Source organism: Leptospira koniambonensis, assembly GCF_004769555.1.
Classification (GTDB): domain Bacteria; phylum Spirochaetota; class Leptospiria; order Leptospirales; family Leptospiraceae; genus Leptospira_B; species Leptospira_B koniambonensis.
In genome coordinates, this window is record NZ_RQFY01000004.1 from 529,174 (window position 1) to 553,019 (window position 23,846).

Here is a 23,846-nt window from a genome sequence, read left to right on the forward strand (position 1 = left end):
CTGAAATTCCTATTCTAAAATCCGAAATCTATAAACCCCAAGAAAATTTCGGTTATTCTTTTCTGGGGAAAATAACACACTTCTTTCCAATTCTTTTGCTCGGATCAATTTGATGCCTCGATCCGAACCTGTATGATATAAAAGCTGAGGATTTTTAACTTCTCCCTCTATCAGGATCATAGAATGGAAATTTGTTCCAACCCCACGATCCGATCTGAAAAAGAGAATATCTCCTGCTAATCCAGACTCCAACTCTTTGGAAACAAAGTAAGTATGGAACTTTTCCAAACTTTCTGCGTCTGCAAATTCTCCGAATTTGCCCTCACCGGTCCGAAATAAATTTTTACCAATATAGGGTATATCCGGGTAATTAAATTCCCGGACATCCGGTAAATTTTTATCTAATAAGATCCCAGTGCGAGTTTGCCAGTCCTGAGTATGAGCTTTTAGAGACTCCTTATATGCAAAACGGATCAATCCGCTGCAATCCCTTTCCTTCAGGTTCCAGGAGGAATTCTCTTTTAAATATTGTGACAAAGAGATCCTAACAAACCATTCCCGAAATGCCTGACGATCAGTTTCTGTTCTAAGTTCCGCAGAATCAGGAAAGCCATCCTGGTCAAAATCCCCATCTCGACTGAACAAGGAAATCTGGACAGTTCTGCCTTTCTCAGTTCGGATCGTAATATTAGTTGGGACCTTCCCCGCTTGCACACGTAAGATATCTTCTCTATCGTTTTTTTCGCTCGAGAGAAGTTTAAGCAATTCAGGATCTATGTTTTCCCAAATAAAATGATCCTTTGAGCCAAAGAGTGGATTCGAAATTTTTAAAACGGCAACTGAGTTACCGTCTGCTGGCATTCTTAATTCAGTCGGATCCAGAACGGATTCGAAATAAGAATTACATTCGAACAGAACGAATATTAAAAGATAACAAATCCGAAATTTCAAGGAAGCACCAAGCGGAGAAGGTCAGTAACCTAATGCCTTTCTGATCTTTTCCGGAATATCCTCAAACTTAGGATATTTATGTTTTTTACCATCCGGGAAAATAACATAATAAGTTCCATTCAGAACTTCCATATAATAATTTCCCTTCTTCTTTTGTCCTATAGAAGACTTGTCCATCTCCTTTACCATTGCCTGGTATCTAGAAGGAAGTTCCTGCCAAGAACCATAAACTTGGATCTCTCCCGCATGATTCACAGTGTACATTCCATTCTCATGCATGATCTTGATCCCGTTATAATCAAAAACTTCTAGAACATTTACTTTAGGTTCTTTCTTTTTGGGTTTTTCATTCGGATCAAAACTCATAGGTTCATCCGAAGGAATATTATATTGAACTACTGATTTTGAATCGTGTCTTCTGTTTCTAGTGAGGAGTATATAAAGATAGGAAAGGCCGGACAAAGCCAGTGCAGCAAAAATCAGATAATCAAAATGTCTGGCTATCCATCCCATCACTTCAATCTATACTCGATGGCCTTGCATGCAAAGGGAACTGGATCTCCTGCTTGGATCCAAAAGCTACATTTTTCGAAAGCGACGGAAGCAACACAATTATCAACATCCTTCTTCCTTTGTTTTCCAGGAACTAAAGATGTGATCTGTCTGCTTGATCCGCATTCCGCATCTTTTGCTGCGTAAGCTACCATGATCTTAGTTCCTGCTTCTCCGAAAGTATAAAAATCGTCGTCCACATTGGAACAATTCGACAAACCGAGAGTTAAGATTATAAGAAGAATTAGGCCCTTGCAGGCAGTTCTAAAACTTAAAGAGTTAAATTTCATGCTCCGGCTTCTTAGGTGGTAATAATCGTATTTTTTCATCCAAAGGAAGATCTACTTCTCCGAAAACGGTTTTGTATCTCACAGTTCCTTTCATTCTCAAATTCGGATCTTTTCCAGCGACCAGGCTCGTGACTACTAAAATTCCAAGTAATAGTTTATCCTGGTTTTCTCTCTTTTCAAAGCTTGTTTCTATCCTGAGTTGGACAACAGTTTTAGAAAAAGCAGGGACTTCTGTTTCTTCTTCCGAAATTACCCTGGCTAACTCAGCTTCTTGTCCGTCCTTGCCAGAAGCAATTACACCAAGATCAAATCTATAAATTTTAACGGAAGAATCATTCGGGTTCTCTATTTCCAGCTTAGAGGTCATTACAATCTTGGGAGAAGGTGGAAAAGGTTGTAGTTCTACCCTTTCCGTTTTGGTTTCCAAAATTTTAAACTTACAAGACTGTAGTTTTCTAACATTCTGCTTTAGATCTAATAAACAGGAGCTGAAGACTAAACCAGCTCCCAAAATTAAGATCCAAGGTCGGAACATTTTAAACGTACTGGATGGAATTCCCATCAAAGCTCCCAACCGTTGGAAATAAGGACCTTTCCTCTAGTCATATTATTTGCATATTCTTGGATCGCTTTGTCCGCTTCTTTGAGTGGAAACTTAGCAGCAATCTCAGTTTGGAATTCCTTCTTTCCTAGAAGAGAACGGATCTCTGAAGTGATCTTCCAAATTTTGAAAGGATTCTGCCCCGGCATCCAAGAAGAAAGCCAGTAACCTTCTATTTTTTTGTCCTGAAAAATACCAAGACCTGCGTGAAATGAGATCGGCTCTTCTGATAATGCACCATAAACCACACATTTGCTGCCGTAAGGCATAGCGGCCAATGCTCTTCCTGGAAGCTCTCCTGCAACTGCATCCAACAAAATGGTAGCATTCAGTTTATTAGAAAGAACTCTGAGTTCTCTATCAAAATTCGGAGAGCTGGAATCCAATACATGTTCAGCGCCCATAGATTTAAGAAGATCAACTTGTTCTTTTCTTCTCACCACCTGAATTCCTTGGATCCCTTTTTTATTGGCGAGCCTTAATAACATTCTTCCCAAAGCAGAAGCTGCAGCGGTTTGAATATAAGCCTTATGTTTTTCTCGGACGACTTGGTCGAGTAAAGCCCAAGCAGTGATAGGGTTTACGAATAAACAAGCTCCTTGTTCTAAGCTTACATCTTTCCCTAAAGTAAAACAAGAATACGCATCAGTGATCATATACTCTGCATAAGGTCCATCACCTTTATTTGGAGCAACACATGCAACAGGTTTGCCAACAAGCGAATTCGCTCTCCAACCACCACCACTTGCAATCACTACACCGCTTCCTTCAAAACCAGGAACCACAGGAAGTTTTTTCTTAATTCCGTAAAGCCCTCTCATGAACATTAGGTCGGATGGATTGATGGAACCGGAATGGATCTTAAGTAAAACCTCTCCCTTCTTTAAGGGTTTAAGTTCTTTTTCTACTATCTTAGCTCTTCCAGGTTCGTTGCTGTATTCTTTCAATTCGTATGCAAGATACGATTTTGGTATTTCGAATTTTTTTGCCATTTGATTACCCTCTCACTCTTCGTCCTTTAATGTCAGATGCCGGATCGCTTCCGGTTTATTTTCTAGTATATGATTTTGTATGAATGCTTCCGCGTCTTCTTGAGTCTTAATAGAAAACCAAAGACCTTCCGGATAAGAAACCTGCACAGGACCTAACTCACAACGATCCAAACATCCTGATTTTTGGATACGGATCTTACCTTTTAATCCAAGTTCTTGTACTCTCTTTTTCATATAAGCGAGTAATTGAGGAGATCCTTTCGGACCACAAGAAGGTCTCTCTCCTTCTGCTCTGACATTCTCGCAGACAAAAACATGCTTATCAAAATACATCCGGGCTTGCCTTTCCTCCTAATTTCCTATATAGGCAAAAGCTTTGAACCCATTTTTTCAGCGATTAGTTTGAAGCTCTAACGGTTGCCAGAACCTAAAAAAGATTTTTTTATGGTCTAAGAGGCTCGATTCCCGAGTATTTACTCATATTTGGAGAATAGGATGAAACGTTCCGTAATACTAATTTTATTATCTTCACTATTATATTCCCTTTCCTTCTGCAAAAAAGAAGAGAAGCCTGTATTAGAGACTGAAAAACCACTTTTCGAAAAAGTTTTGTCGGAAAACGATAAGATAATTCAATTTCTCTTAACAACGGAGAGTGTGTCTCCGGATGTAAGTGGATTGATTTCTTCCTTAAATTCTTTGGGAGAAGCAAAAGGTGGCTTGGAATCTTCTACACTAGAAATGAAGAATGTATTGGAAGGGGCAAAATCCTCGGATGTGAGAATATCCTTTGAGGCCTATTCCAAGTTCAGCGAAGTTTTAGCGAGTACAATGAAGATACATGGACTACAGTCTGGAAGAAACCGTTTCTATTGTCCAATGGTCAAAAAGACATGGGTGTTTTCCGGAATGAAAATCCTGAATCCATACGCTCCGGATATGCGTGATTGTGGTGACCTTATTCCCTGAAAACGAAAGACAAGAAGAAAGAACCTGCTTAGCGGGAGTCTCCGAGTCCAAACCCTGTCCCGGAAATTGTAGGGATTTTTACAGGGAATCGAATTGGAATGATTCCGGTGAACAGGCGTGTTTTGCCTTCGAAAAATTAGAAAAGTTTTTAGAAGGAGCTAATTCCTTCTCAGTTGGTGCCACTGCATTCCAACAAGCTCCAGCAGACATTTTAGAAAACTTTTCCACAAGATCCGAAATTGGTTTCGATCTAGTCAGATATTTTCTTTCTATCTCTTCTCCAAACCAAGTAATGTCCACAATTTTGGAGATGGACGATTCCTTACTTTATAGGATCGTAAAAGAAGATTTCAAAATATTCCAAAAACTTAAAAAAGAAAAGAAGGTCTTCGGAACAGAGAGTAATTTTTTAGATTCGAAAGCAGCACAATTCTGGAATGGACTTCCTCCAGAAAGGATTTCCAAATTTATATTATTCTGTCTTAGAACTAAAAAAGATAATATATTTGCCGCCAGATTTTTAGGACTCATGCCTATCGAAACTCTGCTAATGCTTGGAGAATCCTTAGGATTAAATAAAGAAGAAGAAGCAGAACTCTACAGAGGACTAGAAGATTCCCTTTACGAATTTCCGATCCGATTCCCAGGGATCTATCCTCATCTTCTCGAATTATTTTCGGAAGATCCTGAGATCAATATCATACTCTCAACAATGGAAGGACTTGTAGAAAGAAAAGAATCACTATTAAGAGCGAGGGAAGAAGTACTTAAAATCATAGAAGAAGCTCATAAAAAGAACTCCCACCAAGAAGTATTAAACTATCTAAATACTTTAGATAAGGACGCTGCCTTAGAAATTTTAGGAATGTTAGAAGAGCAGAACCATATAGGATTTTCAGAAAAAAGCCTATTATCCGCCTATATCAAAGGAGAAGAGTCTGACTTCATTACCTTCGGAAGAAGACCTCAAATTTTCAGAGTGAAATAAAGATCTAAAACACCGATCAAACGGAAATTTTTAGACCCTTTCTTCTACCTCGTATTCCTTGAATAAACTCTTTTGATTTCCCATATCGCTTTGGAATTCCACAGGATAATCTGAGGTAAAACAAGCGTTGCAGAAACCGCCACCCCTATGATCATTCACTGCTTTATGCATAGAATCCACTGAAAGATAAGCAATAGAATCCACTCTCAAATACTTACGAATTTCTTCGATCGTATGAGTAGCAGCGATCAATTCATTATGGGTTGGAATATCTATCCCGTAATAACAAGGGGAAACTGTAGGAGGAGCGGAAACTCTTAAATGGATCTCAGTAGCGCCAGCGTTTCTGATCATTTTAATGATCTTACGGCTGGTAGTTCCTCTCATAATGGAATCGTCTACGATCACAACACGTTTTCCATCCACTACATTCTTAACTACGTTGTACTTGATCTTAGCACCGAAATCTCGGATCTTTTGGTCCGGCTCGATGAAAGTCCTACCCACATAGTGAGAACGGATCAATCCAGATTGGAAAGGAATTCCAGATGCTTCTGAATAACCTAAAGCCGCAATGTTTGCAGAATCCGGAACTGGAATTACAACATCAGCTTCGACTGGAAGTTCTTGAGCGAGTTGGTTTCCAAGTGCCTTGCGGACTTTGTAAACAGACTCGCCAAAAATATTGGAATCAGGTCTCGCGAAATAAATGTATTCGAAAATACAAAGAGCAGGTTTTGCAGGAGGGAAAGGATAGAAGGAACGAGTTCCAGTTCTATCCACAACGATCATCTCACCTGGTTCCACATCTCTTTCGTAAGTGGTGTCAGTGATATCGAAAGCGCAGGTTTCAGATGCGAATACGATGGATCCGTCATCTCTTCTTCCCATAACCAAAGGACGGAAACCGTTCGGGTCACGAACAGCAATCAATTGATTTTTAGTAAGAACTACAAGTGAATATGCCCCTCTGACTTTTTTCAGAGCAGAAGAAAGTGCAGAAAGTAGATCTGTCTCTCCGGAGCGAGCCATCAAGTGGACGATCACTTCTGAGTCGATTGTAGTTTGGAAAATAGAACCTTCTTTTTCCAATTGGGAACGAACTTCCCAGGAATTTACAAGGTTTCCGTTATGAGCCAGAGCGATCGGTCCTAAATGGGACTCAACTCTGAGAGGTTGAGCGTTCCTTAAGAAGCTCGCACCAGTGGTAGAATAACGATTATGCCCGATGGCCGCGCTTCCGGTTAACTCCCGGATCTTGCCCTCGGTAAAAATATTGGCTACTAGTCCCATCCCGGCATAGCGGTAGAGATGTTCTCCGTCGGAGGAAACGATCCCGCTCGATTCTTGGCCTCTATGCTGCATAGAATACAAGCCGAGGTAAGTGAAATTGGCAGCTTCGGGAGAATTAAAAATCCCAAAGATTGCACATTCTTCTTTTGGTTTGTCATCTCGGACTAGGGTCCGTAGACTGGACGTATTGGGAATCGAACTCATGGTCCCCCTTCCGACGCTAGTCTCCCAGGTCGCCTTTTAGATGCAAATACAATCCGATTATATTGTCGTAGACAACGTCCGAAGCTTACAGTTGGCATTGATAACTCTCTCTCAATCCGATTGCCTCTCTATTGATACGGAATCTAGCGGTTATTACACCTACTATTCCAAAGTTTGTCTCATCCAAATATCCTCTAAGGGTAAAAATTATATCTTTGACCCTATTCGTTTGGACGATCTCTCCGGGTTAGGTCCTCTATTTGAGAATCCCGGCATTTTAAAAATATTTCATTCCGCTTCGGACGATATCAAAGCTCTGAAAAGAGACTTCGGTTTCAAGTTTATCAACATCGCAGATACGATGTTCAGCTCTCGTTTATTAGACTTAGAACAGAACTCTTTGTTGTATCTTGTGGAACATTACCACAAGGTCAAACTTTCGAAGAAGGAGCAAAAATCCAACTGGGAAAAGCGTCCTCTAGAAAAAAGTCAGCTGCAATACGCGGCCCTGGACACAGTTTATCTGGAATCCATTTGGACTAAAATGGGTGAGGAACTCGGAAAACGTAAATTGTTAGACGAAGCAGTTTCTGAGTTCGCAAAAATTGCGGAAGAAGAGCCTGAACCTTTCGAAGGATTCTCCATCAATTTGGAAAAATTTCCGAACGTTCTTGAATTAGGTTCTGACGAAAGAAGGGCACTTCACGATACATTAGGCTTCCGAGACGAAAAAGCAAAGAAGTTAAACAAGGCTCCATTCAGAGTTTGGAATAACGACAAGGTTTTGGAATTAGTCAAGTCGCGAGGAGAATTGAATAAACTCGTAGACATCTTAGGCAAAAAAGACGCCGAAAATTTATATCAGGTTTACAAAAATCCAAGCGGCCCTCCTATCCAAAAGAATGATCTATTCAAAAGATCTACTGAAGATCTAGCCGGAGAAGAAGCAGACAGATTTAAAAGATTAAGGCAGTGGAGAGAAACAGTCATGTCCATTCGCCGGATGGGTCACAACTTGATGCCGTCTAATAAGAATATCGCGGAGATTGCAAAAAGAAATCCTAAGTCTATCGAAGAGTTAAAAGAACTAGGTATCTTTTCTAACTGGAAGGTAGAAAATTACGGACCTTCTATTATAGCGGCAATGCAATCTAAACCTTACGAGACAACCTTGTCAGGTTTGATCCCGATCAAAAAGAAATTTGATTAGATTAGAATTAGATAAACTAAAAAAGAAACTTCTCCTTCTACCTGAAGGAGAACCAAACCTGCCAGAGGATGTTGCACATTCTTCTGTAGTCATGCCTGTGTTCCAAAAGAACGGGCAAGACGGTTTCCTTCTTCAAAAAAGAAATCCAAACCTTGCTTCTCATCCAGGTCAGATCTCCTTTCCAGGTGGAGTAAAAGATCCAGAAGATAAGGATCTTTTAGTTACAGCTCTTAGAGAATGGGAAGAAGAGATGGGAGCTCCCGATAAAGAATTATCCGTGATCGGAAATTATAGAGGACAACTCACTCATACCGGATTTCACATCACTCCATTCCTGGCCCAATATTCTGGAGATTTTAAATTCGAATTCAATCCAGAAGAAGTAGAAAGAATTATTATACTGGAGCTAGACAGACTTTGGGAGGCTCCTTTTTATAGTATCAAGGGAAGAAGGAAACCTGACTCACCTTTATTAGAAGTATTTTATTTTGATATAGAAGAAGGACTTTTATGGGGAGCCACTGCAAGGATCATTGTAGACTTCTTAAGAGAACATGCAGGTTTTGATCGTTCTCCCATTTTAAGAACTCCTAACCTAAGTTCAGCGCCGTTCTTGGACGTGAAAAAGCCCGAATAGTTTCCGCATAAAACGAAAGATCCATGGTTTTTACTTTTTCTTTCTTTCTATTTTTTTGTCTCATCTCCCAATTTTTCTTCTAACCCTTACGTCTCTAAAAAATGTAGTCCTACGAGGTTTTCCACTTTAGGGATTCCAAAAGTGGACCGAAATTATATACGACATAATTAAAAACTCTTTTCCGGGAGTTTTAAAGTTCGTATTCGAACTTCGAAAGGCATTTTACATAGGAGTATTCCAATGAGCAAAATTAAGGATCTATTTAATTCAGACATCCGCACTAGTTATCTAAAAGAAAGCTGGAAAGAAGAAGACTGGTATGAGTCTCTCGCCAACAGACCTGGCATTGAACAAAAAATCCCTTATTTTAAGAAAGGTGAAACTTCTCACGCACAGGTGGCGGTTCTTAGCAGATGACCCCAGAAGAAAAGGAAGCCCTCTTTCGTAGTCTAGAAGAGATCAAGTTCGCCATCCAAGCAAGTCAGCCTGGTGGAGAATACAAAGCGATCCTATATAGTATTCCGATTGTAGGGATCATCTTCGGATGGTTATTATTATTCTTCCTATTCTTTTGGTGGTATCGTCAGAGAATGGCGATCATCAAAGCAGGCCTTTATCAAAAAGAAAAATTTGATCTTCGTCTTTATTCCTTCTTCTTAGGACTTATCCTTACCTTCGTTGGTGTAGCACTTTCAGTTACTTTCATTCTAGTATTAGGAAAATCTTTAGCGATGCTTGGAGGATTGATCCCTCTCGGGACCGGTCTTGGTCTTCTCTGTTATTATAAATGGTCTCCTAGGAAGTGAATCGGTTCTTCTGAAATCCGATCCTTCCATAAAATAGGTTTATTATTACTCCCATGAAACCGGAAGAACCCATCCTATGCGATCCGGAGGATTGGGCCAATATTCAAAAAGTCCTAACCGGGGATTTTGAATCATTCGAACAACTCGTATTAAAATACGAAGCGATGGTTTATTCTCAGGCAAAAAAAGCATTTCGTAATGAAGCGGAAGCAGAGGACTTTACTCAGGACGTTTTTCTAAAAGCATTCGAAGGATTATCCACTTTCAGAGGAAAATCCAAATTTTCCACCTGGGTCTTCTCCATTGCAAGAAATGAGATCATACGCAGATACCGTAAAGAACACCCAGAGATAGATGCTCCTATAGATACGTTATCCAGCGAGAAGCTGGGAGATAATTTCTCCTCTCAAGAATCCGAAGTATTAGAAAAAGAAACCACTGAAAAGATAAGATCTTTGGTGGATAAGTTACCCGAATTGTATAGGAAACCTATATCATTACATTACTTCGAAAATATGTCCTATAAAGATATCTCCGAAAATTTAAACTTGAAAATGAATACTTTAAAGAGTTATATTTTTCGAGGGAAAGAAATCTTACGCGATTGGCTGAAAAAAGAAGATGAGCACGGAAAAAGATAAACTTCCTGACGAATTGCAAGAGCAATTGGATTTTTTTGTAAAACCTCCGGAAGGCGGGGTGAACGATGACGTACCACCTATGCTTAAGAAAAAAGTAATGCTTCATTTGGTGCATCTGAGGCATATTCGGCTTCTTCTAATTACAATTCTGATCTTGGCTTTTTCTCCACTTACAGTTCTTCTGTTTGTGGATTGGAATTTTCTCTTCCAAACAGGGATTTTACACGCGATTTTAGCGACTAGCGGATTTTTGTTCCTGCTTTTTACGGTTCTAATAGGGATTTATCTTGTGCAAAATAAGAGTCCTTATACCAAGGAATGGAAAAACAAGTTAGGATTCGACGAATGAAATATTTCAGTTTTGGGATCGCTTTATCTTTATTACTTACCTTCGGAAACCAAATCTCCGCACAAGAAAAACAGCCTGAGACCAAATTAACTGCAAAAGAATTCTTAGAGATGAAGTTAGACTCTGTCTTCCCTCTCATTCAAAACATGAGCAAACAGGAAGCGGATGTTCTAATCACCCAAATCAGAGAAGAAGCCAGAAAATCCTGGGCCCAATCCGATAATTATTTTTTCTTAGTAGAACACCTAACCACAATCAAAGCGATCGAAGAAGAACAGAGTAGATTAAAAGGTCTACTTTGGGTTTATGTTTTGGGTCTGGCTTTATTTTCTGGATTTGTCCTTTATGTCCTCTTCCGCCAAAGAAAGCTCATCAGCGAGTTAAACGAAATTATTAAGGACCGGGACTGAGCAAATCCCCCGTCTAATGGTTTGTCAGAAAGGAAGGTTCCTTTTTGTTTACTGGTTGTCACAAGAATAAGCCCAGAATATTCTTTTTCCGGCGATTGTAATGTTTGTGTAAACCTTTTGTAACGATTTTCTGACAATCTGAAGGGATGGAACCTATCCAAATCCAAGGATCCTCCTCCCCGACGACTAATGACAAAAATCCTCCGAGGCGTAGGAGAAAGAGCTTCAGCGAATTTATGAAAAATGCTTCCGGCACCCCTGGCCAAAAAATCCTCGTAGTAGATGACGAAGAGGATATCGCAGAACTGATCAAATTTCATTTAGAAGAGAACGGCTACCAAGTAGACACCTGCCAAAATGGTTTAGAGGTGCTACCTAGGATCGAAAAAAATCTGCCTGACTTAGTAGTATTGGACCTAATGCTTCCAGGTATTGGTGGAATGGATCTTTGCAAAAGGATCAAAGAAAAATATTCTCTTCCAATCATCATGGTTACCGCTAAATCCGGAGAGACAGACGCAGTTTTAGGACTGGAGCTTGGCGCAGACGATTATGTTAGAAAACCATTCTCCACAAGAGAACTCATCGCAAGAGTTCGTTCCGTATTGAGAAGATCGGGAGAAGGAGAAGATGAGCAAGACCAAGAAGGAAATATCACGGTTGGCAAAATTTTCCTAAATCCTAAGGCGCATAAAGTATTTATCAATAATGAAGAAATAGATCTTACATTGATCGAATACAAAATTCTCTATCTATTTATGACCAATACAGGCGTTGCATTTACCAGAGACAAACTTTTAGATAAGGTTTGGGGAAAGGATATTTACGTGACGGATCGTGCTGTAGATGTTAATATTAAAAGACTCCGAGATAAACTAGGAGAAGAGAAGGAGAGGTTGGAAACCATCCGCGGGATTGGTTACAGATTCAATGAGGCGTAGCTTATTTTCTAAACTACTCTTAAGTAACTGGCTTCTACTCGTTTTCCTTATGGCTATCGCGGGGATAGTCCTCTTTTTAGAGGACTTAATCAACCCTGACCTCAAAATACTTTTATTCTCCGCTTATATCTTATTGGCAATGTTTGGGACTTTTTATATGTCCTTCTCCATTGCCAGAAGTGTAACTCAAACACTCAACCAGATCGAAATGAAAACTGGAGAGATCAACGCAGGAGATTTTGGCTCCGAGTTGAGTCTTCCTGAGATCCAAGAGTTAGCTGATCTTGCAGTCTCCATCAATCTGATGTCCGGACGTTTAAAACACCAATTCGTGGATCTTACCATCGAAAAGGAAAAGTTCGACTCAGTATTACAAAACTTGAAAGAAGGTGTATTCTCTGTTGATTTGGAAGGCTCCATTGTTTTTCAAAACAGAAGTATTCCTGGCTCCTTAATAGAGCCTAATTCAGGCTCTAGAAAGGTAGAAGACGCAGTCAAAGATCCAAGATTACTAGACTTTATTAAAAGGAATCTTTCCGGGAAAAGTGAACCTAAGATAGAACTGGATCTAAGCCAAAATTTTTACGCAATCAAAATGTATCCCCTCAGAACGAATGGGAATCTATTGATGTTCATTGGAGTAATCCGAAACATCACGGAGGAAAAACAATCTTATCTAATAAGAGAACAGTTCGTTCAAAATGCTTCTCATGAATTAAAAACTCCTATCACTTCTATCAAAGGTTATACGGAAACATTACTCGGCCGTTTAAAACTTTTGGAAGATAGTCATGAAAAAAGATTTTTAGACGCGATCTCTCGAAACACAGACAGAATGGTCCGTATCGTAGAAGACATGCTTACAATCACTAGAATTGAAAACCAATCTGCAATCGCTCAACCTGAAGAATTTACATTAAAGTCTTTAGTAGAAAATCTTTCTTTTACTGTGGATGGAGTTATTTCTCCGAAAGGACAAAAGCTAGTAGTGGACATGCCTGCTCCACTAACCATCGCTGCGGACTGGGTTCTTTTGGAACATATGCTCTTAAATTTAATTTCGAATGCTTCTTCTTATTCTCCAGATGATAAAACGATCACTTTGAAAATCGCAAAGGTGGAACCTGACTCAGTGAATTTTCAGGTAATGGACCAAGGGATCGGGATCAAGGACGAGGATAAGGAAAGAATTTTCGAAAGATTCTTCCGAGTTGATAAGAACAGATCCAGGAAAGAAGGCGGAACAGGACTCGGACTTTCTATCGTGAAACATATTGTTAGATTACATCACGGTTCTGTCAAAGTTTTCGATAATCCGGAAGGCGGGACCATCTTCTCCGTAACCCTTCCGTTAGTGTATTCTGAGATCTCAGAAGTTTGAAATCCGAGCATTTGCTCGTAATACGCTTTTCCTAAAACAGCCCTAAACCGAATATAGAGATTCTATATATAAAGGTTAGAACATGGATTATCCTAAGGGCTTTTTTTCATTCGGAACAAACATAGGGATCAAAGACAAAACCAAAGATTTCGGAGTGATCTATTCCGAAAAACCTTGCAAGGCCGCCGCTGTATTTACTAAAAATAATTTTCCGGGCGCTCCAGTGATCGTAGGCAAAGAACATATACGAGATGGAGTTTTGCAAGCAGTAGTTATTAATTCTAAAAACTCGAATGTTGCCACTGGAGAAAAAGGAATTTTAAACTCCAAACAGATCTGTTCCGAGGTAGCTAAGTCTCTTGGTATTGCTGAAACTTCTGTGCTACCCTCTTCCACAGGAGTGATTGGAGTTCCACTTCCTATGCAGGTAATTCTTCCTGCATGTGCGCAAGCAAAAGCAAATTTGAAACCTGGTAATCTAGAAGAAGTAGCAGAAGCTATCATGACCACAGATACTCGCAGAAAAATTTCTGTGAGAAAGATCAAATCTTCTAATGGAGAAGCTGTTATCTTTGGTATGGCAAAAGGTGCCGGGATGATAGAGCCCAATATGGCAACTATGCTTTCTTATATTCTCACTGACGCACAAATTGAAGGGGAAGTTTATCCAATCTTAAAAGATTGCGTGGACTTAAGTTTTAATTGTATCACAATAGATTCGGATACTTCTACATCTGATACCGTTGTTTTACTTAGTAATGATCTCGCAGGTTCAGTTGATCCTAACGAATTCAAATCAGCACTTTTAGAGATATGCACCGATCTTGCCAAAGAAGTAGCGAGAGATGGAGAAGGTGCGACTAAATTGATCGAAGTCCGTATCAAAAAATCCAGAGACGAATCGCAAGCGAGAAAGATAGGTAAATCCATACTGAATTCTCCATTGATCAAAACCGCAATTTACGGCGGGGACCCGAATTGGGGAAGATTGGTTATGGCAGTAGGTAAAGTTTTTGATGAACCTATCCCTTTTGAGTCTTTGGAAATTTATTTCGGCGGACTTCCTGTCAAGGGTGCAGATCCAGAAACTCTCAAAAAATTGTCTGAGTATCTAAAAAAGAATTCCGAGATCTTCGTCGATGTGGTATTGAATACCGGAAACAAAGAGATGGTGTTTTGGGGATGCGACCTGACCGAAGGTTACGTGAAGGAAAACGCATACTACACAACCTGAGTTTGCCGAATCCAAATCGAATCCCTAAAACGTGAAGACCTATTTTTCCGATCTACGACTTATCTCTTCGGTTATTACTTTAACCGTACGATTACTTTCTGTATTCGTAATCCTAGGTTTATATGAACTCAGTATTTACCTCATTCCTAAGGAAATTGAATTCGTAAGTGAAATTGCAGTCCTGACCTGTTTGGTCTTCGGAGTTTTTGCAATACTACCTACCCAAGAAAAAATTTCAGGATTCTTAAAGTCTACATTTGTTTCTGAATATTTAAGTGATGATCCTGGTTCTTCTAGATTAGCTCATAGAAGATTTGATTCAGAAGGATTGATCAAAAATGTATTTCCTGAGTTAGTAAGATTAACTAACAGCAATTTTGGAAAATTAGCGATATTAAAAAATGATTTGGTCCATTATGAGCTATATACTTACGCCCACAAAAAACAAAGAAAGGTAAACACATTCGAAGGAATTAATCCTAGAGCAGCACTTCTTACATATATATTGAATAAAAGATCCGGAGCCATGATTGGAGAACCGGACCAAAATAAAATTATCAATGAAGACTTCGTAAGTTTAAGGGCGAACTTCATTCTTCCTTTTGTGTTTAGAGAAAAACTTTTTGGATTTTTAGCAGTTTCTAATATCCCAAAAGACAATGTAAGACATGAACTTGGTTTCCTGGCAGGAAAATGCGCGTTAGCAGTTCACAATCAGATCTTATCTTCTCAAATTGCAGAAAATAAAAAATACAGAAAAGAATTAGAGAACGCAGGTAAGATCCGTAAGTTTTTGGAATCTCCTGAACCTCCTATGGTAGGAGATATCAAAATAGATCTATTATCCAGAGAACCTGGAGAACTTCTGGAATTTTTCCAAAGTCCTTCCGGAGATTTTTATTTTGTATTCTTACGATTGAGCGTAACCAACGCAGTTTCCGTTTTAGCTCTTTGTTATATATTAGGGACTTTATACTCTTCCAGAATTAATGGAGATCTAAAAAATATTCTTCAGATCAAATCTTTAGTTGAAGATAACTTAAAAGAGATCTCATGGACTGAAAGATATGATCTCGCAGTAGGAATGGTCCAAAAAGAAACAGGTAAGATCTCTCTTAGATTTGTTGGAAAAAAATTCAAATTATTCGATGCATCCAAACCGGATAGAAACTTAGCGTCTATCGGTTGGGAAAATATAGAAACTCCGGGCAAAGATCCGCTGTTCTTAACTTTAAATGACCGTAATATTATTTCCTTTCAACATTTGGGGATACAGTCGTGAGAAATATTCTAATCGTATTTCTTTCAGTAATCCTATTCAGTTTGATCCTATTTTCAGGATTATTGAACTCTTATTCTAAAGAAGCAAGACTTCCTTTCTATTTTTATCCAAACGGAAAGATCGCGGTATCCAGTGGATCGCATATAGATCTAGTCGGAATGAAAATCGATTTAATCGAATATGAGATCGTCCGACTTGGAATAGATTCCGGATCATCAGAACACTCATTTCATTTTTTTGGAAAAGAAGGAAGTATAGTTAAAAGCCTCTCATTAGATATGAGATCTTCGTTTGAAGTTTTGAAGGACTTCTTACCTGATATATTTTTATCCTTATTATATTTTTTAGTAGCGATCTGGTTTTTCTTTTATACGAGAGATTTATATATTTTCTTATTATTCGGATCCTTATCTTCTTTATTCTTATTTAACTTCTTCTTATTAGCGTTTCACGATTTCCTTTTTCCGTTTTTCTTTTTCTTATACTTTACAGGATTTTTGATCTTAGATGTTTCTTTTAGATTAAGAGGAAAAGAAATACCATCCAGGTGGTTTGCGCCTCAGGTAATATTTTCCTTAGTCGCAGGATTTGTAGGCCTTTCCCAAAAAGGAAATCCGGATCTGTTCCAATTCTTATCCGTGAATGGAATGTATTTCAATCTGTTTTCCGCAGGAATTTGTATCCTGCAGTTGGTATTTCACACATTCAGGAATAAGGGTACTTTTCAGGAAGTTTCCAAGAAGCTAAGTATCGTTTTAGCATTTTTCTTAATTACTGTCGTTCCATTCTTAATGGCGGAATTAGGTTCCACTAAAAGTTTTTTTATAATCCGCCCGTATCTGATGGCGGCTTTGATCTTATTTCCAGTTTTAATTGTTTTCGGGACTTACACTTACTCATTGGTCCCAGTTCAGATTGCTTTCAGTTCTTCTTTAACTTCTATTTATTCTATATTGATCTTAACTTTCGGATATTTGTTCGGACTTGAGTTTTTTGTAAGATGGAACCCTGGGTTCTTAGGAAAATATCAAAGAGAATGGAATTTATTCTATGTAATCATGTCCGCGTACTTTTTAGGATCATTGAACAATAAATTGTATAAGTGGATAGATTATTGGAGTTTTAAGAATAATCCCAAACTTCACACAGCGTTAGAAGAATTGTCAGTAATGATCGGCGCTCCAATTTCCATGAGAGCAACGATCAATAGTTTAATCCGCAGGCTTGTTGATGCTTTAGAGGTTAAAAAACTTCAAATATTGATCCCTGCGGATAAATTTTCAGGTACAGACCTTAGAAATCTAAACTTCATTCGAATTCCATATGGATCAGAGATTTGGACCTATTTCGAAGATCATACTGAAGTTACTATTACTTCTCACCTTGCATACGGATTAGGGATTAGAGAATCAGTATTTAAATTTTTAAACCAGATGGAAGTCCAACTAGCTTATCCTTTATTCAATTTTGAAAAAGGAAAAGAGGTGATCGCAGTATTTTTGGTCGGAGAAAAGATCACTCGTAAGAATTTTACACTAGGCGAGCTTAGATTTTTAAAAGAATGTACTAGATTAGCATCCTTACTCATTCGAAATTACTCTCTACTAGTAGATGAGGTTGAGAAGAAAAGGATTGTTAGAGACCTAAATATGGCAGCAGTCTTGGATAAAACTCTTCATTTACCTGAGTTAGAGACCATAAAATCGGTTCAATTAGGCTATTTTACTCTTCCTGCAGTAGGAATTTCAGGAGATTATCTAGATATACTCAAACTTTCTCCTAAAAGGCAGTTATTATTCTTAGGAGATGTTTCAGGACATGGACTTGGGTCAGGTTATCTTGTTTCTGCAGTAAGAGGAATTATTCGCCGTCAATTGGGCAATTCTTCTTCTCTTCCTGATATTTTTAGAGCGATTAACTTATTTTTGATCGAGAGATACAGAGGAAGCGAGTTCATGACTTCTATCGCAGGCATATATAACGCTAGTGATGGAGCATTTTCATTCGTAAATGCAGGTCATACACCGCCAATTTGTATTCGAAAAGGTGGAAGAATAGAACTTAGAAACGAAACTCAAAGAGTTTTAGGTGTTCTACCAACTGATTATAGAATCTTAACTATTCATTTAAATCCAGGTGATAAATTAGTTTTGTTTACCGACGGAGTGACTGAAACGTTCGATGATAACGAAGAAATCTTCGGAGAAGAGAATCTTTTACGAATATTATCCTTAAATCATGATAAAGATGCTCAATCACTAGCTGATCTTATCAAAAAAACGCTAGAAGAGTTTAGAAATTACAAAGAACCTAGCGATGATATCTCTTTTGTTTGTCTAGAAGTTTCCGAATAAGTATCACTTAGTGTGAAATCAACTTCTTAAAATTTTTTTCCTAAAATTAATTAAAATACTTTACAATGAAAAGTAAATTGCTTAATTATGTCACTATCCAAGAGCTTTATTGATCTTTCATATTATATGAAGAGCGATAAACTTCTAATACATGGAGGACGTCAATGGTTGCAAAAAAGAAAGCAGTCAAGAAAGCAGCTAAGAAAAAAGTAGCTAAGAAAAAAGCTGCTAAGAAGAAAGTTGCGAAAAAGAAATAACTAACTTCAACAACATCTCTTCCGTACTTGATACGGAAGAAATGAAGCTTAAACCCGCTTCTTTGAGGCGGGTTTTTTATTTTATAGCCCTTCTTTATTAGTATTTTCCGATTTTCTAACGGATTCTGTTGTAAAAATACAACACTTTAGGTGTGTTCTACTTAAAGATTTATATATTTCATCACGTCTTTCATCTCATCTCTGAAATCCGGCAGTGTATTTCCGTAATTTTTAACTAGTTTTGCCTCTCCTTCTTCTGAAATTTCGAATAATCTATACTCTTTTTCAGTTTTAGGTGAGTTCTCTAACTTAAAAAACTTAATAGCATGCTTGCTATAGCGGTTATAAGCAGTGAATTTATGATAATAGAAACCTTCTCTCTTAGCATTTACTGGATAAGGAAGGTAATATTCCGCTCCTAATACTAAAATATTCGGTGTAACCACTGCCATTCTAGTCCAAGTAGCAAGATTTAGCGGATAATTCTCTTCTAGATAAGCCTTTTTATGGTTCTTTTCCCAAACGTTTAGGATCTTTTTACGACTTTCATCCGCTTGTTTATATCTTTCTAGACCATTCAAACAGATTTCCATCAAAGAAAGAAGCTGCAATGACTCAGAATTAGATGATTGAAGTTCTTTTTGGACTAGTTTTTTAGCAGAGATGAAGTCCTGAGAGTATATATTCTCCCAAATTTTTTCTATCGCAGCCGTAGAAGTCTTATCTTGAGCATTTAAACTTATATTTAAAAAGTTAAACGCTAAAAATAAGCTTAGAAGAATTTGAAATCGCTTAGAGATAAAGGTCTTCATAACAAAAACTGTCAGATCAGATCGTAGATTGTCTCTCTGGATTATGGATCCACTTAGATTGAGTGGAATCTAATAAGGAAAAGAAGTCTTCAGCGCCTTTTTCTTCTATATAGACCCTTTCTTCCTCTGAAACAGGGATCATAGCCAGAAATTTGATCGGATTTCCTCTTTCAGACTTTAATTCAGTCAATTCAGGGAATCCTTCTTCTTTTCCTATCTCTCTGATAACAAAAGAACTAAAACTTAAGTACAAAGCTTCTGGATCTCTTCTATTCATCGCGATAGAATGTCCATGACCAAACCATTTACCAATGACCCAAGGATAACGAATGATCTCTCCAATTTGGTGCGGAACCCAACTTTCTGATCTATCTTCATCTGAAACTTTTACTGCACAGACTAATTCTATTCTTGCGTAGTTCTCATAATCTTTTCTGTACAATTCAACTGAAGGAAGATTTTGTGCGCTCATTCCTACGGTAGAATATACATAAACACCAGGCATATTCTTTGGAGCGAATCTTACGATACCTAGTTGTGGATATTTTCCACCATCTGCAGACCAATACTTATCATGTTTACCAAATACGTATTCTAGATAAGCAAGTCTTGACTCTTGTATATTCTTCCAAATCCCTTTAGTAGATCTATATTCCCAAAAACTTCTGTCTTGATTGATACGATCTGGGATCACTCCGAATTCTGTGTTACCTAATGGATACGCAGTGATTGTATCCATTTTTGCAAATTTAGAATATCCATGAAATCCTTTGATACCGGACCAAGGAGGGAGATATGCGATCAGTTCTTCTTTATAGAATAAGGAGACTCCATTTCCTTCTTCAGACCAAATGAAATGGATCTCTTTGGGATCAAACTCAGGTTGGCCTTTAGGATCAGAAACTTCTTCTTCTGTTAAGAATGGTGCAAGTCCCGATCTTAGATCTAGATCGGTTCTTGTTTTAGGTGCATCGATCCGATTGCATACCCAAACAGATTTTATCGCGAAGTCAGGGCTTTCTTCTGCTTGTAGATAAAGATAAACAGTTCTTCCGTCGTCTTCTAGATACGCGGTTAAGGATCCGTAAGGATTTGCTTCTTGGTATAAAATATTAGGTTCAGCAGTTTGATTCATTTAATAGGAATGTCCACGATCCTGGAATTAAATTCGTCCAGACGATGCTGGATCTTCTTCTCCATATCTTTTTCAAAAAGAATATCTGGAAAATAGGCGCTGGCATTTAGAAGTCCTGTTAACTCCACCTGATTCCATCTTTGGTAGGTCCTTAAACTGTCCCAAACCAGAACGGGAACACGATCCCCTTCTTTTTTACATTTAACGAAGGTATCTATCGCTTTGATAGGTGTGAGTAATTTGTTCTTCATAGAAGTTGAAATCCGCCCAAGGCCATTATCCCTGGTATCCAGAAGGATTCAAGTCGGTTCCAACATTAACGAGGCGAGAAAAACGAAGGCCGGGGCATCCTTTCGCCCGGCGCTTGGACCGTAGGTTAACGGTGAAGGAAGTTACGTAAAGGTTCTACAAATACCTTCTCTCGAGTTTTTCTTTCCTTATATTGTTCGAAAAGAATCAAGAAAAGGGCCGTTGCTAAAAACATCGTTTCCATACAAATTTCGACGGACATAAACAAGGAATCCCACCCTACTTGAGCGAGGTTTTTGGAAAAAAATTTCTGAAAAATCGAAAATTTATCCCTGGAGGCAGGGTAGAATATGTTCAGGATAACGCTTCTTTCGCGGCGTCCTTGAGTTTTTTTATCAGTCTAGATCTGAGTTTGTCCGGAATTTTAGCGGAAATCTCTAAGGTCTGAACGAATATCTCGGCGGCCAAATCCACCATTTCGCTCATCTTTACGTCGTTATCTCTGGGAATACGTACACTTTTTGTCCCGGTAGAAGAGGATTTTGCCCGTTTAACTACCTTCTTTTTAGGTGAGGGTTTCTTTTTCTTTTTTTGGACCATTGTTAATGAGTGCTTCGGGTCCGTACCTTATCTTCTCCCGATTCGTATTCTACTCGGATTTTATTCCTTTTCTAAAAAAATTCCGAGTACTCTGTAGCTATCTACGTGATCCATGGAGAGGCTTTTACTTCCAGACCTGTCAGAAACAGGTCTTTCGGTGGAGATTAAAACTTCTTCTCCCCTTTGCCATTTGCCTTCCGTTTCGGAGACATAGAAAAATTTGGAATATTTACGTAAGTCTAAACAATCTTCTACCGTTTCCCAATGCGCTGAGAGGGAAATGGCTGCCTCTGTATGTTTGGAGTCAGGCACTAAGATCTTTTCTTTTCCAAGAAAGGTCCTAACTTCTCCAGTTCGAATGTTCTCCGCAGTGATAAACAAGAATATCGTCCCCTACACAAAGATCAAATCACGGAAACGGTTCTCGCATTTTCTTTTCAGATACCCCGTGCATCCGGGTTAGACAGCCTCAAGTATTAGACTGAAATTTTGGCTGTCTTGTTTTCGAATCGATTTCAGATCCGAAGCCGCTTTCGCTTTCCGAGAAAAAATCTGACGGAAAGGAATCAGAGCGTACTTCAAGTTCGGAAATTTTTTTCCAAAAACAAAGCAAAAGTATTTCTTCTTAAAACAATTCTAATCAATTTTTTTTCTAATTTCTGCGGAGAATATTAGAAAAAATCTATTTAGTTTTGCAAGACGAACGATCGGTTTATAAAAGTAAAGCCTTCCATCTTCTGCCTTCTTTTTCGATCTTCACCCGAGTTCTGTCGTATTGCAGTTCGTCCCCGGACTTGCGCATCGTCCCATCCTTCTCGTGGATGTTTGCAAGAACGAAACGATTTTCTGCCAACTTGATCAGAGCTAAAGAATAAGGAGGCTTCCAAGAGAATCCTGGATTCATGTTAACGGTTGTAGAAGACCAGATGACACCTTCTTCACCAATATCTGCACCTGGTGTGTTTAACGTAAGAGGAGAAAGTTCAGGAGATCTAGATTTTCTATCGCTTGAAGGACGTTCCGATGAGAATAAAGCAATAGAATTGATACTGTCTATTCCACCATTCCCTCCCAAGAGTGATACCTTCGGAGAATGTGCCGGAACTTTTCCAATAGCCGAAGACTGTGCATATAATCCGTATTGTACAGCGATATCTACAAGCCCTGTAGCGGCAGAGATGGACATTGCAGCTTGGTAATTCAAGATCCCACCCATCTGATTGATAGGGATCTGCTTTCCATTAGAAAGTTTTAATGAAGAAGTTTTGAGTGCATTAACAACGTCTTTTTTGCTCAATTTAAAATATTGAGCTGATTGTTGGATTACCTGACCTGGAAAACAATCATAGATCCAAGCATAGTCTACTTCTTCTCTTTGGTAACCTGATTGAGCAAAAAGTCTTTCCGCAGAATTTCTAGACGGAGAATCAAACCCACCTTTCAAAATGAAATATTCACTGTGAGCTGCATGAGAAGCTCCCACAAGATGTAGAGGTTGAAGATCCTTACGGATCAGGCCTTTAGTTTTCCATTCTTCTGCTTTTTTTTCAGAAACTAAGATAGTAGCAAATCCATGATCTGTTACGATAGCGATCATTGGAGTAGGATAAGGATCAGAGATAGGACGAGACATTTGTTTTTCTGTAATCTCTTGTCCATAATAGAATGCTCTTGGATTTCCGATTGCATTGGATCTGAATTTTTGAGTGATCTCTTTCAGATCATCTAGGCTGATCCCATCTTCGAACATCATTCTTTTCATCATGAGTCCGTACATTGCGATGAGGGTTGCACCGTTATCTAATTCGAATTCAGGATGACATACTGTTTCGTTTACCATCTTTAGATCTGAAACTTGACGGAATGCTGATTTAGGAATATCCGCTGCAGCAACTAACACAACTGCGTCTGGATTATCTGCTAAGATGGTCCTTGCTTGTCCAATTGCTCCAGTAACACTGGCACCTCCCAGGTCTATCACATGGGCTTTCATTCCAGTATATCCTAGTTCATTAGCAATACGTACTGTATGTCCGTAACCACCTTTTCCTAAGGAGGCCGCTTCTATACTTACGAAGTCAGTGATCTCAGAAGATAATGTTTCATTCTTCATTCCAAGAAAATCCAAAAGAGTGCTTATGGATTTTTTATAATGTTGAAAAACTTTTTGAGACCCGCTCCACGATTTGTATTCTTCTTCCGAAAAATCTTTGGTCGTACTGTCAGCGACTCCTAATAGAACGGGAAAACTCATGTATAACTCCTGAAAATTCTAAGCTTGGGCAGAAGGAGGTAGAACTTTACATTCTCCCTTGCCAATGATCTCTTTTTTTTGATTGGTCCACTCTATGTTCATGGAGACAGCTTTCAGTCTTGGGATTTTTTCTTTCACCGTGACTGTACAAGTAATCGTATCTCCAGGATACACAGGTTTGCGGAACTTTGTTAATGTTTCTAAAGCGACTGTACCTAACCCAGGAAGTTTCATCCCGAGTACAGGAGCTAATAGAGATGCTGCAAGTCCACCGTGAGCGATCCTTGTTCCGAACGCAGTGGTCTTTGCATATTCTTCGTCCACATGCAAAGGATTAAAATCCCCGCTGATCCCTGCGAACAGATAGATATCTGTTTCAGTAATCGTTTTTGTGAAACTCCCCTTATCTCCTATTTGTATTTCGTCGTAAGTCTTTCCTCTTTCGTACATTCCG

Annotated in this window: 28 protein-coding genes; 14 read left to right on the forward strand and 14 right to left on the reverse strand. The window is 38.7% G+C overall.

Features of this window, described 5'->3' with window-relative positions:
• Positions 1-9: 9 nt before the first annotated feature.
• The 6 genes from EHQ52_RS06460 to EHQ52_RS06485 are packed head-to-tail and all read right to left on the reverse strand — an operon-like array spanning position 10 to position 3,719.
• Positions 10-951, reverse strand: a complete 942-nt coding sequence (locus EHQ52_RS06460; protein ID WP_135614422.1) for a DUF1175 family protein — start codon at positions 949-951, stop codon at positions 10-12.
• A 21-nt stretch (positions 952-972) separates the two neighbouring features.
• On the reverse strand, positions 973-1,464 hold the full coding sequence (locus EHQ52_RS06465) for a hypothetical protein (protein WP_135614423.1): 492 nt from the start codon (positions 1,462-1,464) through the stop codon (positions 973-975).
• Positions 1,464-1,793 (reverse strand): LIC13255 family lipoprotein, encoded by a 330-nt coding sequence (locus EHQ52_RS06470; RefSeq protein ID WP_135614424.1) that lies wholly within the window; start codon positions 1,791-1,793, stop codon positions 1,464-1,466. The genes EHQ52_RS06465 and EHQ52_RS06470 overlap by 1 nt, the downstream gene beginning before the upstream one ends.
• Positions 1,783-2,355, reverse strand: coding sequence for an LEA/WHy family protein (locus EHQ52_RS06475; protein ID WP_135614425.1), 573 nt, complete (start codon positions 2,353-2,355; stop codon positions 1,783-1,785). The genes EHQ52_RS06470 and EHQ52_RS06475 overlap by 11 nt, the downstream gene beginning before the upstream one ends.
• Positions 2,355-3,386 carry a zinc-binding dehydrogenase gene (locus tag EHQ52_RS06480; RefSeq protein ID WP_135614426.1) on the reverse strand — a complete coding sequence of 344 codons (1,032 nt, stop codon included), beginning with the start codon at positions 3,384-3,386 and terminating at the stop codon, positions 2,355-2,357. The genes EHQ52_RS06475 and EHQ52_RS06480 overlap by 1 nt, the downstream gene beginning before the upstream one ends.
• Before the next feature lie 12 nt (positions 3,387-3,398).
• A complete protein-coding gene (locus tag EHQ52_RS06485; RefSeq protein ID WP_135614427.1) occupies positions 3,399-3,719 on the reverse strand; it encodes a (2Fe-2S) ferredoxin domain-containing protein in 321 nt (106 codons plus the stop codon).
• 162 nt (positions 3,720-3,881) lie between these two features.
• Here EHQ52_RS06485 and EHQ52_RS06490 point away from each other — a divergent pair, with 162 nt between their 5' ends.
• Both EHQ52_RS06490 and EHQ52_RS06495 read left to right on the forward strand, forming a co-directional pair.
• Positions 3,882-4,355 carry an LIC13259/LIC11441 family protein gene (locus EHQ52_RS06490; protein WP_135614428.1) on the forward strand — a complete coding sequence of 158 codons (474 nt, stop codon included), beginning with the start codon at positions 3,882-3,884 and terminating at the stop codon, positions 4,353-4,355.
• A complete protein-coding gene (locus EHQ52_RS06495; RefSeq protein WP_135615669.1) occupies positions 4,339-5,343 on the forward strand; it encodes a hypothetical protein in 1,005 nt (334 codons plus the stop codon). Before EHQ52_RS06490 ends, EHQ52_RS06495 begins: the two co-directional genes overlap by 17 nt.
• Positions 5,344-5,373: 30 nt before the next feature.
• Here the strand turns inward: EHQ52_RS06495 and purF are convergent, their stop codons facing one another.
• Entirely contained in the window at positions 5,374-6,840 is a 1,467-nt protein-coding gene (gene purF, locus EHQ52_RS06500; protein ID WP_100708463.1) for an amidophosphoribosyltransferase, read from the reverse strand.
• 40 nt (positions 6,841-6,880) lie between these two features.
• Between purF and EHQ52_RS06505 the strand changes: the two genes are divergently transcribed.
• From EHQ52_RS06505 to EHQ52_RS06560, 12 genes are all read left to right on the forward strand, one after another.
• Complete coding sequence (locus EHQ52_RS06505) at positions 6,881-8,050, forward strand: ribonuclease D (protein ID WP_135614429.1); 1,170 nt, start codon at positions 6,881-6,883, stop codon at positions 8,048-8,050.
• Complete coding sequence (locus EHQ52_RS06510) at positions 8,046-8,687, forward strand: NUDIX hydrolase (protein WP_208653492.1); 642 nt, start codon at positions 8,046-8,048, stop codon at positions 8,685-8,687. The genes EHQ52_RS06505 and EHQ52_RS06510 overlap by 5 nt, the downstream gene beginning before the upstream one ends.
• A 240-nt stretch (positions 8,688-8,927) precedes the next feature.
• A complete protein-coding gene (locus tag EHQ52_RS20055; RefSeq protein WP_167492185.1) occupies positions 8,928-9,104 on the forward strand; it encodes an LIMLP_16695 family PerRB-regulated protein in 177 nt (58 codons plus the stop codon).
• On the forward strand, positions 9,101-9,493 hold the full coding sequence (locus tag EHQ52_RS06515; RefSeq protein ID WP_135614431.1) for a hypothetical protein: 393 nt from the start codon (positions 9,101-9,103) through the stop codon (positions 9,491-9,493). Before EHQ52_RS20055 ends, EHQ52_RS06515 begins: the two co-directional genes overlap by 4 nt.
• 53 nt (positions 9,494-9,546) lie before the next feature.
• Positions 9,547-10,134 (forward strand): RNA polymerase sigma factor, encoded by a 588-nt coding sequence (locus EHQ52_RS06520; RefSeq protein WP_086447412.1) that lies wholly within the window; start codon positions 9,547-9,549, stop codon positions 10,132-10,134.
• Positions 10,115-10,483 carry a hypothetical protein gene (locus tag EHQ52_RS06525; RefSeq protein ID WP_135614432.1) on the forward strand — a complete coding sequence of 123 codons (369 nt, stop codon included), beginning with the start codon at positions 10,115-10,117 and terminating at the stop codon, positions 10,481-10,483. The genes EHQ52_RS06520 and EHQ52_RS06525 overlap by 20 nt, the downstream gene beginning before the upstream one ends.
• Positions 10,480-10,893, forward strand: a complete 414-nt coding sequence (locus tag EHQ52_RS06530; protein WP_135614433.1) for a hypothetical protein — start codon at positions 10,480-10,482, stop codon at positions 10,891-10,893. Before EHQ52_RS06525 ends, EHQ52_RS06530 begins: the two co-directional genes overlap by 4 nt.
• A 236-nt stretch (positions 10,894-11,129) precedes the next feature.
• Positions 11,130-11,834: a response regulator gene (locus EHQ52_RS06540; protein ID WP_100708470.1), complete on the forward strand. Its 705-nt coding sequence runs from the start codon at positions 11,130-11,132 to the stop codon at positions 11,832-11,834.
• Positions 11,824-13,215, forward strand: a complete 1,392-nt coding sequence (locus EHQ52_RS06545) for a HAMP domain-containing sensor histidine kinase (RefSeq protein ID WP_135614435.1) — start codon at positions 11,824-11,826, stop codon at positions 13,213-13,215. The genes EHQ52_RS06540 and EHQ52_RS06545 overlap by 11 nt, the downstream gene beginning before the upstream one ends.
• An 82-nt stretch (positions 13,216-13,297) precedes the next feature.
• Positions 13,298-14,449 (forward strand): bifunctional glutamate N-acetyltransferase/amino-acid acetyltransferase ArgJ, encoded by a 1,152-nt coding sequence (argJ, locus tag EHQ52_RS06550; protein ID WP_135614436.1) that lies wholly within the window; start codon positions 13,298-13,300, stop codon positions 14,447-14,449.
• 31 nt (positions 14,450-14,480) lie between these two features.
• Positions 14,481-15,731, forward strand: a complete 1,251-nt coding sequence (locus EHQ52_RS06555) for a hypothetical protein (RefSeq protein WP_135614437.1) — start codon at positions 14,481-14,483, stop codon at positions 15,729-15,731.
• Positions 15,728-18,085 (forward strand): PP2C family protein-serine/threonine phosphatase, encoded by a 2,358-nt coding sequence (locus EHQ52_RS06560; RefSeq protein ID WP_135614438.1) that lies wholly within the window; start codon positions 15,728-15,730, stop codon positions 18,083-18,085. Before EHQ52_RS06555 ends, EHQ52_RS06560 begins: the two co-directional genes overlap by 4 nt.
• 418 nt (positions 18,086-18,503) lie before the next feature.
• On the opposite strand, the gene EHQ52_RS06565 is transcribed toward EHQ52_RS06560, so the two are convergent.
• The 7 genes from EHQ52_RS06565 to EHQ52_RS06595 all read right to left on the reverse strand — a co-directional run bounded on the left by EHQ52_RS06565 (position 18,504) and on the right by EHQ52_RS06595 (position 23,842).
• Positions 18,504-19,154, reverse strand: a complete 651-nt coding sequence (locus tag EHQ52_RS06565; protein ID WP_135614439.1) for a hypothetical protein — start codon at positions 19,152-19,154, stop codon at positions 18,504-18,506.
• Positions 19,155-19,170: 16 nt separating this feature from the next.
• Entirely contained in the window at positions 19,171-20,289 is a 1,119-nt protein-coding gene (locus EHQ52_RS06570) for a suppressor of fused domain protein (RefSeq protein WP_135614440.1), read from the reverse strand.
• On the reverse strand, positions 20,286-20,540 hold the full coding sequence (locus EHQ52_RS06575) for a hypothetical protein (protein WP_135614441.1): 255 nt from the start codon (positions 20,538-20,540) through the stop codon (positions 20,286-20,288). The genes EHQ52_RS06570 and EHQ52_RS06575 overlap by 4 nt, the downstream gene beginning before the upstream one ends.
• A gap of 352 nt (positions 20,541-20,892) precedes the next feature.
• Complete coding sequence (locus EHQ52_RS06580; protein WP_135614442.1) at positions 20,893-21,138, reverse strand: hypothetical protein; 246 nt, start codon at positions 21,136-21,138, stop codon at positions 20,893-20,895.
• Between the two features lie 60 nt (positions 21,139-21,198).
• Positions 21,199-21,519 (reverse strand): hypothetical protein, encoded by a 321-nt coding sequence (locus EHQ52_RS06585; RefSeq protein WP_135614443.1) that lies wholly within the window; start codon positions 21,517-21,519, stop codon positions 21,199-21,201.
• A 331-nt stretch (positions 21,520-21,850) separates the two neighbouring features.
• On the reverse strand, positions 21,851-23,392 hold the full coding sequence (locus EHQ52_RS06590) for a thiolase C-terminal domain-containing protein (protein ID WP_135614444.1): 1,542 nt from the start codon (positions 23,390-23,392) through the stop codon (positions 21,851-21,853).
• An 18-nt stretch (positions 23,393-23,410) separates the two neighbouring features.
• Positions 23,411-23,842, reverse strand: coding sequence for a MaoC family dehydratase (locus tag EHQ52_RS06595; RefSeq protein ID WP_100708008.1), 432 nt, complete (start codon positions 23,840-23,842; stop codon positions 23,411-23,413).
• Between the last annotated feature and the right edge of the window lie 4 nt (positions 23,843-23,846).